This window comes from Rhodospirillum sp. A1_3_36 (genome assembly GCF_047263945.1).
In the GTDB taxonomy this organism is placed as follows: Bacteria; Pseudomonadota; Alphaproteobacteria; order Rhodospirillales; family Rhodospirillaceae; genus Rhodospirillum.
In genome coordinates this window covers 24,222-40,175 of sequence record NZ_JBLAVB010000012.1, presented here as the reverse complement: position 1 = coordinate 40,175, position 15,954 = coordinate 24,222, and the positions used below count along the sequence as shown (strand labels likewise).

The following is a 15,954-nucleotide window of genomic DNA, read 5'->3' as shown; positions in this document are numbered from 1 at the left end:
TTTTTTCTTCTGTTTCCAGTCAGGGGGTGGGGCAGCGTCTGCGCGCCAGTCTTGAGGCGGCTGACCAGAGGTTGGTTTTCTCTTGCCTCCCTGGTCGAGCCGAAGGACCCGGATACAGGGGCGGTTCTGGCCGCTGTCCCCGTGCCATCTAATTTAAAGTCTCGCTATTCAAGTGAAAACGTTATTGTCAATCACGCGATTTATTTATAAAGATATATTTTTATATTAGTGACTTTATATTAACGTGCGTCGTTGTGAATTTAAGTTGTTTTTTGGTTTTTTTTGGTTTGTTGGGCTTGTTTGTTGCAGGGCTGATGTATATGTCAATTTTTTTCTTTTCGGAGGGAACGCATGTCTCGATTTGCCCTCTGCTCTAAAAGTGAATTTTCGTAATTTTACGCCTTTAGGTCGTTTGTCAGGCGTCTTGCTTCCATTCTATGGTTATTTACAATCAACTTCATGTGGTTTATCCTTGTTCTTATAAGTTAAAGTGAGGGAGGATATTAATTGTCGTCTAAGAGAATATTAAGAAAAATTTCTCAAGTAAGATTTTATGACAATTCAATCAAGATTATTTTTTTTGAAATGATGATTTTTGCGGTTTTTGGAGGTTTTTTGTTTGAGAGTTGGTACGCGGGATTTGGTATGTTATTTGGATTTTTTTTCGCATTCAATATAAAGCCGTTAAATTTAATCATGTCCGCCTTGTTTTCGTTATTTTGGTCAATAGTTGGCGCCTATTTTGGAGTGGTATTTTCAGGCGGTTCAGTGAACTTCAGGGGGTTGAAGTGGTATCAAGTTTTAATTGAAATTTACTCAAATCCCATATCTCTAATCATTGGAGGGTTGTTGTTTTATTCTATGTTTAGTATGCATTTGAAGGTAATCGAGTGGTTTAAAGACTTGGCAGATGAAGAGGGGAAAGGTCTTGCAGATCAAGAAGATTGAAATATCCAATCTGCGGTGCGTTTCAGGCGTGCGAACTCCACCAGAGGGACAGTATGTCCAGAGAGTAGAAGCCGTGTCTGCGGTCGTCGAAGCATCCGCTCAGAAAAGCTTAATCAAACAGCAGCTTCTGGTAATCTGATATCCCTTTAGTTTCCACTAAGAGGCGGTGCAGATGTAAAGCAGGAGGGGTGATTAACTGTATCGCCTCAGGTTTTTTCTCGTTCGATTGAAAGTATTGATCTGCCCCTATTTAACTTTGGCATGCTGTGAAATAGTGCTTGGATCCGTTGCGGATCTGGGTAAAGCCCATGGTCGGTCGAAATGGTCGGATTCCAAGGAAGCGGAGTGCGCCCCCTGCAAGCCCTAGAAAACCACAGTTTTTTCTACTGTTTCCGGTCAAGGGGGCTGGTTTTTGCCACAATTTCCCGCGAGACTATTCTTATCTCTCTACCCTGGATCTCTCTATCCCGGTTTTCTGGGGAAGGGGAGGGTGGACGTGGACCAGTGAAACAAACGGTGCTTCCCCGTGGTCCAGAATGGATCGACGCAAGGAGCGCCAATAAGGCGGGAGGCTTCCCATGCGACTTGGCGCGCGGCTCATGGCCGAATCTCAGAGTGTCGGAGATAGAACCGGACACCGAATCGGCCAGGGCAAGGACTGCCCCGTCGCACCCATCGAGCCCTCCTGGGGAGTCCCTGTTTCCCTCGCGCCGCTCTTTCTGTTGGCGATGGGGCTGGTGTGCTGGGCTGCGGCCCTGTTGATCGATCCCGTCGGCGCCCAGGCCCAGGCCCCAGGCAAGGCGGGAGAGGAGCTTCGCGCCCTGACCGAACACGCCACCGGCTTCCGGGATGAGGTCCTCTATCGCGTCGAACCCAATTCCGATGAGGTTACCACCCAGGTCGCCGAGTCCCAGCGACAGGCGGACAAAGGCGACTGGTGGGCCGCCATCCGGAGATGGGAGCAGGCCCTGCGGGCCGGACTCAAGACGCCGGACCGCTGGTTGGTGCTCTCTCGCCTTTATGATAACGCCGAAGGGCCGGAACCCCGGGCCGTTCTCGCGGCCTATCTCCACGCCATGGAATCGCCCAAGGCCGCCGCCCGGGCCGAGGGATTGTTGCGCACGGCCGAGTTGGAAATGGCCCTGGGCCAGGATTCTCTTGCCCTCGACCTGTTCAAGCGGGCCAATGCCGCCATTCCCAGCGACGAAGCCGATAACGGCATCAAGGCCCTGACCGGCGAAAGCCTCGCCGTGCGCCGGACCCGGGTGGAAAGCGACCGGGATGTGCCGCGCATCTGCCTGGAGTTGACAGCCGCCCCCGATCCGGCCCGGGCCTCGGATATGGCCGAGTTCGTCACCATCGAGCCCAAGGTCGATATTGCCGTCACCCTCCATGGCAAGGAGCTCTGCGTCGACGGCCCGCCCCATGGCGCTGACGTGACGCTGACCCTGCGCCCCGGTCTGCCTGCGGAGGGGGGAGCAACCCTGGCCCATGCGGTGACCGTGCAGGAGCGGGTGCGCAATCGCCAGCCCCGCGTGGCCTTCCCCGGCAACGCCTATATCCTGCCCGCCCAGGGCAAGCGGGACATCGCCGTCCAAAGCGTCAACGTCGATCAGGTCACCATGACCGTGTTGCGGGTCAATGACCGGGCCATGGCCGCCCAATTGCGCGACGGCGGGTTGTCCTCTTCCATCGGATCTTATGAGGCCGAGAAAATTGCTGACGAGTCCGGAGAACAGGTGTGGAAGGGGACTCTGGAGTTGAACTCCCCCCTGAACCAGGAAGCCACGACGGTGATCCCGCTGGACAGCATTCTGTCCGACCCCCAGCCGGGCCTCTATCTGGTGACGGTGGAGGACGAATTGGGCGGCGCCACCCAGCGGTGGGAATATCCGGCCCAGTGGCTGCTCATCACCGATCTGGGCCTGCAGACTGCCCAGGGGGCGGACGGTCTGTCCGTCTTTACTCGGGGCTTGGCCGATGGTCGGCCCCTCGCGGGCGTCGGTCTGACCCTGCTGGCCCGCAACAACGAGGAACTGGGTACCGCTGTGACCGACCGGAACGGCATGGCCCGCTTCCAGCCGGGGCTGTTGGCCGGGGATCGGGGGCGGACCCCCACTTGGGTTATGGCCTATGGGCGGAACGGTGATTTCGCCTTCCTCGACATCACCGGACCCGCCTTCGATCTGAGCGATCGGGGGGTGGGAGGCCGCGCCGCGCCGGGGCCGCTGGACGCCTACCTCTATACGGAGCGGGGGATCTATCGGCCCGGGGAAACCGTTCACTTGGCCGCCCTGTTGCGCGACACGGGGGCGCGGGCCCTCTCCGGCCTGCCCCTGACGATCAAGGTTCTGCGTCCCGATGGGGTCGAGGTGGACAGCCGCGTCCTCAGCCACGACCAGAGCGGCGGATATGATACGGACATTCCCCTGTTGCGCGACGCGCGGACGGGAACCTGGACCATCACCGCCCATGTGGATCCCGAGGCCCCCCCCGTGGGCCGGGTCTCCTTCGCCGTGGAGGACTTCGTTCCCCAGACCATGGAGCTGTCCCTGACGGCGGACGCACCGGTGATCGATGCCACCCATGGTGACGCCCCGCCGGTGACCGTGTCGGGCGATGCCCAGTACCTCTATGGCGCGCCCGTCGCCGGGCAACTGGTGGAGACGGAAGTTACCCTGCTGCCCGATCCCAATCCCTTCCCGAATTATAAGGACTATGCCTTCGGTCTGGTTCAGGAGTCCTACGAGCCCCGCCGCTTTCCCCTGCCGGAAGGTCGCACCGGGGACAAGGGGGAGCTGTCTGTTCCCGTGACCCTGGACGCCCTGCCCGATACCTCCCACCCCTTGCGGGCCATGACCCGGGTGTCGGTCTTTGACGCCGGGGGCCGGGGCGTGGCGCGGACCATCGTCCTGCCGGTCCGCCATCTTCCCTTGGCCCTGGGGTTGCGTCCGGATTTTGACGGCGACGAGGTGGCCGAAGGCGCCAGCGTTGCCCATGATATTCTCGCCTTGGATGCCCAGGGCGCTCCGGTGCCGGGCCGGGCCGTCGATTGGGTGCTCTATAAGGAGGTCGCCCATTACTCCTGGTACCAGAGCGGCGGATCCTGGAACTACACCCGCACCGTGACCGACGAGACGGCGGCATCGGGCCGGGTCGAGACCGGAGCCGATGGATTGGCCCATGTGGAGGCCCAGGTGGACTGGGGCAATTACCGGATGGAGGTCTCCGACGCGGGCGGCTCGCTCGCCGCGAGCTCCCGCCGGTTCCATGCGGGCTGGTGGGTCTCGGACCTGGAGGGCAAAGACAGCCCCGACACCATGGACGTGACCCTGGAAGGCGAGACCGCCAAGACCGGCGCTACGGCCCGCTTGCATATTGACGCTCCCTTCGCCGGACAGGCTCTGGTCTCCGTGGTGACGGATCGGGTGTTGGACGTCCTCAATGTGACCCTGCCCGAAGACGGCCTGACCGTGGAGCTTCCGGTGACCGAGGCCTGGGGCGTGGGCGCCTATGTGGTGGCCACCGCCTTCCGCCCGGGCGAGACGCCCGCCGGGACGGGAGCCGCAGCCGCAAGCGGACCCGGAACCCGGGGCGGAGCGGCCCAGGGACCCGGCCGGGCCATGGGGGTTGCCTGGGTGCCCGTGGACACCAGCGATCGGACCCTCATGGTGGCCATCGACGCGCCAGAGGTCATCCGGCCCCGCCAGACGGTGCAGGTTCCGGTGACGGTGACCGGCGATCGGGGACCGGTTTATGTGACCCTCGCCGCTGTGGATGAGGGCATACTCAGCCTGACCGATTTTAAATCCCCCGATCCCGTCGACTATTACCATGGCAAGCGGGACCTGGGGTTGGCCTATCGGGACGCCTATGGGCGTCTGCTGCGGGCCGCCGACGGTCGGCCCGGGCGTCTGCGCGAGGGCGGGGACGCCAGCGGGCGCCAGCTTGGCGGGCTGCCCGACAGTTCGGTGAAAACGGTCGCCCTGTTCTCCGGCATCCTGAGGGCTGACGCGGACGGACGGGTCGTCGTGCCCCTGGATATCCCCGACTTCAATGGCCGGTTGCGTTTGATGGCCGTGGCCTTCTCAGCCAATGCCGTGGGTGATGCCGAAGCCGATATGGTTGCCCGGGATCCGGTGGTGGCGCTTGCCAGCCTGCCCCGTTTCCTCGCCCCTGGCGACCGGGGAAGCATGACCGTGACCCTGGATAACGTCGATGGTCCGAACGGGACCTGGACCACCGAGGTTGTCGCCCGTGGCGCGGTGTCGGTGGAGGAGGGGCCGATGGCCCGGTCTTTGGCGCCGGGACAGAAGGCCGTGCAGCGCTTCACCCTGCTGGGGCGGGGTGTCGGGTCCAGTCAGGTGACAATGATCCTACGTGGTCCTGACGGATCGGAGCGGGTGAGCACTTGGTCTCTGGGTGTGCGCCCCGGCGGCCCACGCATGACCTTGGCCCGAAGCATGGATCTGGCGCCCGATGGCTGGGCCCGGTTGGACGGGGGCATTCTTGATGGGTTCGCCCCGGATACGGTGGATGTGGCCCTGACGCTCTCGACCCTGCCCAACCTGGATCCCCTGCGCCATGCCAGCGCCCTGCGCTATTACCCCTATGGCTGTTTGGAACAGACGGTGAGCCGGTCCTGGGTGGGGCTCTATGGCGCGGACCTGGACGCGGACGCGGTCTGGAAGGGGTGGAATGGCCGGGATGTGCTCTCCCTGGATATCGCGCGCATTGTCAACATGCAGCGGGCCGATGGCGGTTTCGCCCTTTGGGACTCCAATGGGGGGGTGCAGCCCTGGTTGTCCGCCTACGCCATGGATTTCCTGCTGCGTGCCCGGGACAACGGGGTTGCCGTTCCCGGTTTCGCCCTGGAACGGGGTTTGGCTTACCTGAACCGTCTGGTCGCCGATGGGGACTTCCGCGATGCCGAATTGCCCGCAGCGGCCTATGCCCATTATGTGTTGGCCCGGGCAGGCGCCATCGACCTGGGGCGGGTGCGCTATTTCAACGATGTCTACCTGTCGCGCATTCCCACCGGCCTGGGTCGGATGCAGACCGCTGCGGCCCTGGCTCTCCTGGGCGATCGGGAGCGGGCGCTGTCCGTTCCCCTGGCGGGATTGGATAGTCTGGACAATCCCATTCGCCCCGTCTCCTTGGATATGAGCAGGGCGCCGAACTCCTGGGATTACGGATCCGAATTGCGGGACCGGGCTGCGGTCTTGACCCTTGGGGTTGAAAGCGGCCTGTTGGATGGGAATATGCTCGGACTGGCTGATACGGTAGCCAACCTTCAGGCTGGCACCCGGCACCCGTCCACCCAGGAGCGGGGATGGCTGCTGATGGCGGCCCATGCCCTGGCCCAGGTGCAGGGGACGGTGCGGGCCTCCGTCGACGGCAGGGATGTCGAGGAGGGGAAGGCGACGGTCTCCTTGCCCGTGGCGTTTGACCAGCTCCAACAGGGGGTGGACCTCACCAACGATGGGGCAGGGTCTCTGCGGGTTGTGGCTGCGGTGGACGGCTTGCCCCTGGCACCGCCTCCGGCGGAAAGCGCGGGGCTGGCGATCAAGGCGACCCTGCATACCCTGGACGGCAAACCCTTGGCCTCGGGCAAGGTGACCCAGAACGATCTGTTGGTGATGGTCATCCAGGGCGAGGCGCGGGATCCCAAGGCGCTGGACGCCGGACGGGGCAATGCCCTGTTGGTGGTCGACCTGTTGCCTGCGGGATTGGAGATCGAAAATCCCCGTCTTGGCGGCGCCGATGCAGAGGCCCTGGGATGGCTGCCGGACCTCTCCCCAACCGACCATGTGGAGGCCCGGGACGACAGATATGTTGCCGCCGTGACGGTTAATCCCGCCGAGCCGCGTTTTACCATTGCCTATGTCGTTCGCGCCGTCAGTCCCGGTCAGTATCTGGCCCCGGGCGTGGCGGTGGAGGACATGTACCGTCCCGAACTGCGGGCCAATGCTGCGGCTGGATCCTTGGTGGTGAACGCGCGCTAGAGTGAGTTTAGAGTGCCTTCGAGATCAAGTTGGGCCGCAAAGCACAGTACAATGTCTCGTCATTTTTGGGCGATTGGCAAAGCCCCGTGACGGGCCTCCCTGTCATGTCCCGTGACCGCAAAGTGCCCCAACTTGATCTCGGAGCACTCTAAGGCTTTGGAGAGGTTTCTTCCTCGAGTCGCTGTGGTCTCAGGTGGTCTCACGGACGCACGCTTTTTCTCTCTTTCAGTCTGGGGGCGAGCGTCGTTCGGGAGGCCACATCGCCGTCAAGGGCCGCCTTCATGCCGAGCCGCACGATTCCCGGGATATCGATATGGACCGTGGAGAGGGGCGGAACCGAATATTTGACCTCGTCCATGTCATCGCACCCGATGACAGAGACCGCTTCTCCAACGAGTTTTCCGAGCGCATGGCAGGCGGATAGGGCGCCCAGCGCAATCAGGTCGCTGAAACAGAGAAAGCAGAGGTCCCCCACCGGATCGTCCATCAGGATCCGGTGTGCGGTTTCATATCCGAACTGTCGCGAGGTCGGTCCGTTGATGACCGTCACGTTCCGAGGCTGGGCTTGTTCCAGGACCTCCAGGGCGCCAAACTGCCGGTCGCGCGCGACACTGGTATGTGATCCTCCACCGATCCAGACAAATCTCCGATGCCCGGAGCGCAGCGCGAGCCGTCCTGCGAGGCGCCCGGCCTCCACCTCGTCCGACGCAACTTGGGGACAGGGAAATCCATCTATGGACCGAAAGAGCAGTGCGGTGGGCAGGCGAGGTTTCCCATCGCGGAGCAACACCTTTGCCAGAATATCGGCGGTGGTGTCATAGGCTGGACACAGCAGCAGGGCCTCCGCGCCCATGCGCAGGGCCTGACGGATAAAGTCGTCCTGCCGCTCGATGTCTTCCCGGCTCACGCCCAACATCATCCGCTTGCCGCGCCGGTCGATCTCCTCTTCCGCGCGGATCAGGATGTCGTTGAAGATCGGGTTCGACAGGTCACCCAGGCAGACGGCAATGGTGTCGCTGCGTGATGTCCGCAGATTGGCCGCCGCCAGGTTTTGCACATAGCCGAGCTCGTCGGCTGCTTCCCGGACTCGTCGGACCGTTTCCGCAGGAACACGCGGATCGGCCCGCAAGGCCAGGGACACCCCCGAGATCGAGAGCCCCACATGGCGGGCGATATCCTTCAGCGTAATTCTCTCTGCCATCGATTTCTCCTCGACATGACCGGGCTTGATCTATGCGTTTTCGGCTTGTCAAACGTTCCACTAAATCCTTTGACAAGTGCATTCATATTGGGCAGGTTTAGAAAAAACCAAAGACGGACCCATAAAAAAAATCTGGGAGGATGTTATGAAAAAACTGATGCTTTGCGCAGTGGCCGCCGCTGTGATCATGGTGGCCGGAGAGGCTTCGGCAGACTGTGACTGGGTGCCAGAGCGGCCGGTTACGGTGATTGTCCCCTGGGGTGCCGGAGGAACGACCGACAGCAATGCGCGGATGATGGCCAATCTTCTGCAGAAGAGGTTCGACGAACCCTTCAACGTGGTCAATCGGACCGGTGGCAATGGCGTGACCGGCCATAGTGCCATTTCACGGGCGAAACCCGATGGGTACACGATCGGGGCTGTCACCGTTGAAATCAACACCATGCACTTCTTCGGTCTGACCGATCTGACCTACAAGGACATTACGCCGATTTCCAAGATGCTGCAGCCTGCGGCCAGCGTTATGGTGGGCAAGGACAGCAAGTTCCAGACCCTCGGCGAATTGCTGGACTATGCTCGCGCCCATCCGGGTGAGTTGAAGGGCTCCGGCACCTCATTGGGCGGGATCTGGCATTTGGCGTTGGCGGGTATGCTCAACGCAGAGGGCATGCCTTCGGACGCGATCCGCTGGATTCCGTCCCAGGGATCGGCGAGCGCCATGCAGGAACTGCTCGCCGGTGGCGTGGATGTGGTGACGCCTTCGCTTGAAGAAGGGAAGGCCTTGATTGACTCCGGAGAGGTGCGCGCGCTTGCGGTCATGAGCAAGACGCCGAACCCGGGCTTCCCGAACGTTCCCACCACCTATGACCTCCTGCCAAGCCATTGGACCATGGCAGCCTACACCACGATCTCCGGTCCAAAGGACCTGCCGGCCTCCATCGCCTGTTCCTATGAGAAGGCGATCAAAGACGTCATGGCCAGCCCGGATTGGGCTGAATTCCAAAAAAGCCGTGGCGGTGCCGTGGATTGGGGATCGGCGGAGGATCTTGAAAAGATCATGGCCGGTTACGAGAAGAGCCTTGGCGATACGATTAAGGCGGCCGGCATGGCCAAGTAGGGGAGGATGCGACAATGCGTCTTTCCAGGGACATGCTGACCGCTCTGCTTCTGCTGATTTCGGGCTTGGTCATGTTCCTTGTCGCGCGGGGGTATCCCACCCCCGCAGGCTTGGAATATGGCGCCGGATTCTTCCCGAAATTGGTTGCTTCCGGTCTGATGCTTTCCGGAGGTCTGGTGCTGTTCAGTCGTCCGCGCCGGGACCGCGCCTGCGCAATCCGGATTGATTGGCCGCTCGCGGGGCGGTGTGGCCAGCTGGTCGGGCTTATCGTCCTCTATGGACTGGTTCTCGACTTTGTTGGGTTCCATTTGGCGACCTTTCCATTGCTGGTTCTGGCTTCCCGATTGTTTGGGGGGCGGTGGGGACCGGCCTGTGCTCTCGCCGCTTTTGCCACGATCGGTTTGCATCTGCTCTTTTATTCCGTCATGAGAGTTACCCTGCCATGGGGCTTTCTTGAGTCCTTCGCTTGGTGAGGACGGTATTATGGACGTAACCACGATCCTTCTGAACTTACTTGATCCCTCCCTATTGGCGACGATTCTCATTTGTACCCTTTACGGGTCCCTGGTCGGCGCCCTACCGGGATTGTCCGCGACCATGGCGGTGGCGCTTCTGGTTCCCTTCACCTTTTTTATGCAGCCCGTTCAGGCCATTACCGCCATTGTCGCAACCACCAGCACGGCAATTTTTGCCGGTGATATCTCCGGAGCCCTTCTGCGCATTCCCGGTACGCCCGCATCAGCGGCCTATGTTGATGACAGCGCGACTCTTGCCCATGGTGGACAAGCCAGGACGGTGCTGTTCACCTCGCTTTTCACCGGATCCATGGGGGGGGTGTTGGGGGTTCTTGTCTTGGCCTTTTTCACCCCCTATCTGGCCCGCTTCGCGACCTCTTTCTCGAGCTATGAAATGTTCTGGCTCGCCGCCCTGGGATTGAGCTGCGCCGTCTTCGTTGCCAATGCCACACCGGCGAAGACCGTGGCCTCCCTGTTCATCGGCCTCGCGATTTCATCGGTGGGGATTGACGTGGCTGTGGGGATCCCGCGTTTCACCTTCGGCTTCTATGACCTGTATGACGGGGTTGATTTTATTTCGGGCATGATCGGTTTCTTTGCCTTGGCCGAGCTGTTTCGCAGTCTGCGTTTGGAAAGCGGTCGGCAGGGTGTGGCTCTGCCGATCATGATGGAGCCGCTCGGTCAGGCCCTTCGCGGTGCAGCGCGGGAAGTTTTCGGTCGCTGGAAAAACATTCTGCGGTCGAGCGCCTTCGGTGTCTTCATCGGCATGCTTCCCGGTGCGGGGGCGGATGTGGCGGCCTGGGTGTCCTACGCGGTATCCCGCCGGATGTCCAAAACACCGGAGCGGTTCGGAAAGGGGCATTTCGAGGGGCTGGTCGACGGTGGGGCCTCGAACAACGCGGCCATTGCAGGCGCCTGGACACCGGCGCTGGTCTTTGGCATCCCCGGCGACAGTGTGACGGCCATCGCCATCGGGGTTTTGATGATGAAGGGGATGGCCCCCGGACCCGATATCTTCCAGCGGAGCGGCGAGATTGTTTACACCCTGTTCGGCGCTTTCGCCCTGTCCAATGTCTTGATGGTCCTGACCGGGGGAGTGGCCATCATGTTGGCGAGCCAGCTTCTGCGGTTGCCCAAATCCGCTCTCATGCCGCTGATCCTGGCTCTTTCGCTCATCGGTGGCTACGCGGTTACAGGGTCGAGCTTTTCGATCTGGATCATTCTGGTTCTCGGACTGCTTGGATATTTCATGGTCCTCGTTGAGATCCCTGTGGGGCCGGCGATCCTTGGGATCGTTCTCGGCAAGGTGCTTGAACAAAATTTCATGACCTCGATGATCAAGTCGGAGGGGCATTTCGCGGCGTTCTTCTCCCGCGATGTGTCCCTGGTTCTCGGGATCATCACCCTTATCGTCTGGGCTGGCTGCCTGTTCCGGATCACCCGGACCATTCTGGCCGCACGCGCCTCTGAAACCCAAGGAATTCCCACATGACGAACACAATCAAGCAACGCCTGCTGAAGGGCGAAACCGTCACGGCCACCTGGCTCGACATGGGGTCGGCGGAAGCCGCCGATATCCTGGTCAATGCCGGATGGGATGTGGTCGTGATCGATTGCGAACACGGTGCCGCCGGGCTTGAGGAGGGGTTGGGCTTGATCCGGGCCGTTCAGGCCGCCGGGGGCGAAGCCGTCCTGCGGGTTCCCGACGGAAGTGACACGACGCTCAAACGGGCCCTGGATCGGGGCGCAAGGTCCATTATTGTGCCCATGGTCAATACGCCAGACCAAGCTCGGTCTATCGTCCAGTCTTGCCGCTATCCCGGTCGGGGTGGTCGCGGTTACGCTGCCCCCATCGTGCGCGCGTCCGGATATGGACGGTGGGCCACCTATGCCCAGGAAGCGCACGACGATCTGCTGCTGATGGTGCAATGTGAGCATATTGAAACGCTGCCGCACCTCCGCGAAATTGGAGCCATCGAGGGGGTCGATATGGTCTTTGTCGGGCCGAACGACCTCGCTGCTTCGATGGGGCTTCTTGAGCAACTCGAACATCCCGATCTCGCACGCGCCAAGGGGGAAATCGAGAGGGTCTGTGGGGAGGCCGGCATTGGGCTCGGTACTATTCTCGGTGGAGGACGGAGCTGGGCAGCGCTGCAGGAGGCAGGCTATCGGTTCATTATCGGCCCGAACGATATCGCGATGCTCTTCGCTGCGGCCCGGACGGCGCGCAACGAAATGCTCCAGGAGCTTGCCCCCAAGACGGCGACTCCCGCCGCCGCCGCGCGCAGCTATTGAAATCCGTGGAAGGAGAGACCCCATGAAAAAGCTTCTCAATGCTCCGGAAAACTATGTCGATGAGATGCTGGAGGGGCTGGTCGCGGCCCATCCGGAGACCTATCGGCTGCATGCCCATCGGGTCGTGGTCCGGGCCGGGGACAAGCGTCCGGGCAAGGTGGGGATCGTCAGCGGTGGTGGGTCCGGTCACTTGCCGGTTTTTACGGGATATGTGGGCCGAGGGCTGCTTGACGGCTGCGCCATCGGCAATGTCTTCGCCTCCCCATCCGCAGACCAGATGGCCGAGACGATCCGCGCCGTCGACGCGGGAGCCGGTGTCCTTTGCCTGTACGGCAACTACGGCGGCGACGTGATGAACTTCGATATGGCCAGTGAAACGGTCGGGTTCGAGGATGATATCCGGACGGCGAGTGTGGTCCTGGCCGATGACGTGGTCTCCGCCCCCGCAGCGGAGCGGGAAAAGCGCCGGGGCGTCGGCGGGATGGTCTATGGTTACAAAATCGCCGGTGCGGCGGCGGAGGCCATGGCGGATCTCGACGAGGTCACGCGCATTGCCCAGAAGGCCGCAGACGCCGTTGTTTCCATCGGTATGGCCATGACTCCCTGTATCATCCCGCAGGTCGGCAAACCCACCTTTACGATTGCCGAAGACGAGATGGAAATGGGCATGGGGATCCATGGCGAGCCGGGCATCCGTCGCGAGAAACTGCGCACCGCCGACGAAATCGCCGACGAGATGTTCGAGACCCTTCAGGCCGACCGCCCCCTCGGGGCGGGTGATCGTGTGTCCGTTCTGGTGAATTCGCTGGGGGCGACGCCGTTGGAGGAACTCTACATCCTCTACCGGCGCTTGGCTCCTAAGGTCGCGGATCTGGGAGCGGAGATCGTGATGCCCCTGGTGGGGCGCTATGCCACCTCCATGGAGATGACCGGTGCGACCGTGAGTATCATTCGATTGGATGACGAACTCGAAACCTTGCTTCGTGCGCCAGCGGACTGCGCATTCTGGAAGGTCTGAGCCATGGACATCACATCGAAGGAGCTGCAGCACGCCTTCACCCGTATCGCCAAGGGCGCAGAAGGCGCAAGGGATGAATTGTGCGCCGCAGATGCCAAGGTCGGTGACGGAGATCTTGGCTTGACCGTTGCCGACGGGTTCGCGGCCTGCGCTGCGCTCTCCCTACCAAGCGACCTCGGGCAGGCGTTTTTCGAGGCATCGAAGGCGTTTCAGCGGGCGTCCCCTTCGTCCTTCGGCACGTTGATCGCGACGGGCTTCATGGCTGCGGCCAAGGCGCTGAAAGGACGCGACAGGATGGCGCTGTCCGAGCTGGCCGGGTTTCTGGCTCTCGCCCGGGATGCCATGCTTCAACGGGGAAAATCCAGTCTCGGGGACAAGACGGTGCTCGACGGTCTCGACGCACAGGTGAAGGCCCTGGAGGAGGTGGGGAGCGATGATCCCCTCGCTCTCGCGATCAAGGCGGTTGAGGACACGCTGGAGCGCTTCAAGGGACAGGAAAACCGGGCGGGGCGCGCCCGGATGTTCGCGGAGAAGACGGTGGGCCAGGATGACCCGGGACAATTGGCCCTGTTGCGGATCACACAAGCCCTGCGCTTCACGGATGCCGCGCCCTGACGGGAGTCTCGTTTTCGACGCAATTCCGTGAAATGCTGGCCGACGATGGAACAGATGTCGGCCAATGGACCCCCGGGAGAAGGGCGGGTGTCCTTCTCCCCTTGGACAGGTCGCGCAGTCAGGACTGCGGGCGTGATCGGGTTCTTGTGCCTGTTGGTTTTGGGCGCGGATTGGCTGTATCCACCGGATTTGGCGCGGTTGACGCCCTCTACCCAGGTGGTGGACCGGGACGGCGTTCTGCTCCGCGCCTTCCTGACCGAAACCGGCGAGGCCTGGCGGTTGCCCACCACGGCTGATGACGTGGATCCGCTCTACCTCTCCTTGCTGATGACCTTCGAGGACCAACGGTTTTTTCAGCACCCCGGGGTCGATCCCTTGGCTGTGCTGCGTGCCGCCGGGCAGGCTGTGGGGGCGGGGCGGATCGTTTCCGGAGCCTCCACCCTGAGCATGCAGGCCGCACGCTTGATCGAGCCCCACCCGGATCGGACCTTTGGGGCCAAGCTGTGGGAGATGGGCCGAGCCCTGCAGTTGACAGCCCACCTGGGGCGGGAGGCTGTCCTGGGCGCCTACCTGACCCTCGCGCCCATGGGGGGCAATCTGGAAGGCGTGCGCGCCGGATCCCTGTCCTGGCTGGGCAAGGAGCCGAAGCGCCTGACCCCGGCGGAGGCGGCCCTGCTGGTGGCTCTGCCCCAATCGCCGGAAACCCTGCGCCCGGACCGCTTCCCCAGACGGGCTCTCGTCGCGCGGAACAAGGTCCTGGACCGGGCTGTGGCGGCGGGTGTGCTCGATCCAAGGCGCGGGGAGGAGGCCAAGGGGGATCCCCTCCCCCAGGTCCGTCGGCCCATGCCCTTCCTCGCGCCCCATCTGACCGGACGTCTTGCCCGGGCCGCGCCGCCGGGAAGTCGCATCCAAACCACCCTGCAAGCCTCGCTGCAACAGGCTATGGAAGATCTCGCCCGGAGCCGGGCCGAAACCTTGGAGCCGGGTCAATCCCTGGCCCTGATCGTTGCCGAGTCCAAAACGGGCGCCATCCGGGCGGAGGTGGGATCCCCCGACCTTCAGGACCAGGACCGGGAGGGTGCCGTGGACATGACCCGGGGGATCCGCTCCCCTGGCTCGGCCTTGAAACCGTTGATTTATGGCATGGCGCTGGAACGCCATCTGATCCACCCGGAAACCCTGGTGATGGATCGACCGGCGCGCTTCGGCTCCTATACGCCGGCCAATTTTGGCGACACCCATTGGGGGGAAGTCTCAGCCCGGCAAGCTCTGGTCCAGTCCTTGAATGTGCCTGCTGTGGCCTTGCTCGATCGGGTCGGGCCGCTGCCCTTCGCCGCGCGGCTGGAGGCGGCTGGAATCCCTCTGCGTCTGCCCCGGGGCGTGACCCGGCCCGGCCTGCCCCTGGCCCTTGGGGGGCTCGGGGTGACCCTGGAGGAAATGACGGGGATCTATGCGGCTATCGACGCAGGGGGCGCCGCCCCGCCCCTGTCTGCGCTGTCGAATGAAGGGCTGGCGCCCCGTCGGATCCTGGAGGCGGGGGCGGCGTGGTATCTGGCGGATATGCTCGCCGATAGCCCACCACCGCCGGGTCGTCCGCCCCGGGCGGCCGAGGCGCCGGGTCAGCGGCAGATTGCCTACAAAACGGGAACTTCCTACGGATTTCGCGACGCTTGGTCTCTCGGGTTCGACGGCGGGACGACCATTGGCGTCTGGGTTGGGCGCCCCGATGGGACCCCCACGCCGGGGGCCATTGGACGGGAGACGGCAGCGCCGATCCTCTTCGACGCCTTCGAGCGTCTGCCGGACAAGCAACCGCCTGCCCGGCCCCGACCCAAGGGGGTTTTTGTCGGGGCCAACGCCGATCTACCCCCGGCCTTGCGTCGTTTGGATGGCGTGGATGATCGCAAGGGGCTGGCGCCCCTGTCCGATCGCAATGGTCTGGCCATCACCTTTCCACCTGACGGGGCAACCTTGGACCTGAGCGGGACCGGGGGCGTTCTGTCCCTGGCGGCCCGGGGCGGGCAAAGACCCCTAACCTGGTTGGTGGACGGGCGCCCCGTTCCCTCCCTGGCCCATGTGCGCTCCACCCATTGGCTGGCCCGGGGAGAGGGCAAGGTTGCGGTGACTGTGGTGGACGCGGAAGGCCACTCCGCCCGCGTGGGGGTCTGGGTGACCGAAGCAGACGGCGCCCCTTCGCCCAAGGAGGGACATTAGCCCCCGCTGCCGAAAGGCGGAAAATG

10 protein-coding genes are annotated in these 15,954 nt (G+C 62.5%); 9 read left to right on the top strand and 1 reads right to left on the bottom strand.

The features are described 5' to 3' along the window. The first annotated feature begins 507 nt into the window (after positions 1–507). Both ACLIRY_RS19995 and ACLIRY_RS19990 read left to right on the top strand, forming a co-directional pair. Entirely contained in the window at positions 508–948 is a 441-nt protein-coding gene (locus tag ACLIRY_RS19995; RefSeq protein WP_413207193.1) for a hypothetical protein, read from the top strand. Between the two features lie 578 nt (positions 949–1,526). Then, positions 1,527–6,953 carry an MG2 domain-containing protein gene (locus ACLIRY_RS19990; RefSeq protein ID WP_413207192.1) on the top strand — a complete coding sequence of 1,809 codons (5,427 nt, stop codon included), beginning with the start codon at positions 1,527–1,529 and terminating at the stop codon, positions 6,951–6,953. Positions 6,954–7,152: 199 nt separating this feature from the next. Here the strand turns inward: ACLIRY_RS19990 and ACLIRY_RS19985 are convergent, their stop codons facing one another. Beyond that, positions 7,153–8,154 carry a LacI family DNA-binding transcriptional regulator gene (locus tag ACLIRY_RS19985; protein ID WP_413207191.1) on the bottom strand — a complete coding sequence of 334 codons (1,002 nt, stop codon included), beginning with the start codon at positions 8,152–8,154 and terminating at the stop codon, positions 7,153–7,155. 145 nt (positions 8,155–8,299) lie between these two features. Here ACLIRY_RS19985 and ACLIRY_RS19980 point away from each other — a divergent pair, with 145 nt between their 5' ends. The 7 genes from ACLIRY_RS19980 (at position 8,300) to pbpC (ending at position 15,928) form a co-directional block, all read left to right on the top strand. Beyond that, positions 8,300–9,271 carry a tripartite tricarboxylate transporter substrate binding protein gene (locus ACLIRY_RS19980; RefSeq protein ID WP_413207190.1) on the top strand — a complete coding sequence of 324 codons (972 nt, stop codon included), beginning with the start codon at positions 8,300–8,302 and terminating at the stop codon, positions 9,269–9,271. A gap of 14 nt (positions 9,272–9,285) precedes the next feature. After that, positions 9,286–9,744 (top strand): tripartite tricarboxylate transporter TctB family protein, encoded by a 459-nt coding sequence (locus tag ACLIRY_RS19975; protein ID WP_413207189.1) that lies wholly within the window; start codon positions 9,286–9,288, stop codon positions 9,742–9,744. Between the two features lie 10 nt (positions 9,745–9,754). Next, the gene (locus ACLIRY_RS19970) at positions 9,755–11,278 is read left to right on the top strand and encodes a tripartite tricarboxylate transporter permease (RefSeq protein ID WP_413207188.1); all 1,524 of its coding nucleotides are present in this window, start codon (positions 9,755–9,757) and stop codon (positions 11,276–11,278) included. Continuing rightward, positions 11,275–12,081 carry an HpcH/HpaI aldolase family protein gene (locus ACLIRY_RS19965; protein ID WP_413207187.1) on the top strand — a complete coding sequence of 269 codons (807 nt, stop codon included), beginning with the start codon at positions 11,275–11,277 and terminating at the stop codon, positions 12,079–12,081. Before ACLIRY_RS19970 ends, ACLIRY_RS19965 begins: the two co-directional genes overlap by 4 nt. A 22-nt stretch (positions 12,082–12,103) precedes the next feature. Next, positions 12,104–13,099: a dihydroxyacetone kinase subunit DhaK gene (locus ACLIRY_RS19960; RefSeq protein ID WP_413207186.1), complete on the top strand. Its 996-nt coding sequence runs from the start codon at positions 12,104–12,106 to the stop codon at positions 13,097–13,099. A gap of 3 nt (positions 13,100–13,102) precedes the next feature. Further along, complete coding sequence (locus ACLIRY_RS19955) at positions 13,103–13,714, top strand: dihydroxyacetone kinase subunit L (protein ID WP_413207185.1); 612 nt, start codon at positions 13,103–13,105, stop codon at positions 13,712–13,714. Positions 13,715–13,846: 132 nt separating this feature from the next. Continuing rightward, a complete protein-coding gene (gene pbpC / locus ACLIRY_RS19950) occupies positions 13,847–15,928 on the top strand; it encodes a penicillin-binding protein 1C (protein WP_413207184.1) in 2,082 nt (693 codons plus the stop codon). Positions 15,929–15,954: the final 26 nt, after the last annotated feature.

Bases quoted from the DNA above. Each gene is read 5' to 3' on its own strand.
- ACLIRY_RS19990 (WP_413207192.1), top strand. From the start codon at position 1,527: ATGCGACTTGGCGCGCGGCTCATGGCCGAATCTCAGAGTGTCGGAGAT.
- ACLIRY_RS19985 (WP_413207191.1), bottom strand. From the start codon at position 8,154: ATGGCAGAGAGAATTACGCTGAAGGATATCGCCCGCCATGTGGGGCTC.
- ACLIRY_RS19980 (WP_413207190.1), top strand. From the start codon at position 8,300: ATGAAAAAACTGATGCTTTGCGCAGTGGCCGCCGCTGTGATCATGGTG.
- ACLIRY_RS19975 (WP_413207189.1), top strand. From the start codon at position 9,286: ATGCGTCTTTCCAGGGACATGCTGACCGCTCTGCTTCTGCTGATTTCG.
- ACLIRY_RS19970 (WP_413207188.1), top strand. From the start codon at position 9,755: ATGGACGTAACCACGATCCTTCTGAACTTACTTGATCCCTCCCTATTG.
- ACLIRY_RS19965 (WP_413207187.1), top strand. From the start codon at position 11,275: ATGACGAACACAATCAAGCAACGCCTGCTGAAGGGCGAAACCGTCACG.
- ACLIRY_RS19960 (WP_413207186.1), top strand. From the start codon at position 12,104: ATGAAAAAGCTTCTCAATGCTCCGGAAAACTATGTCGATGAGATGCTG.
- ACLIRY_RS19955 (WP_413207185.1), top strand. From the start codon at position 13,103: ATGGACATCACATCGAAGGAGCTGCAGCACGCCTTCACCCGTATCGCC.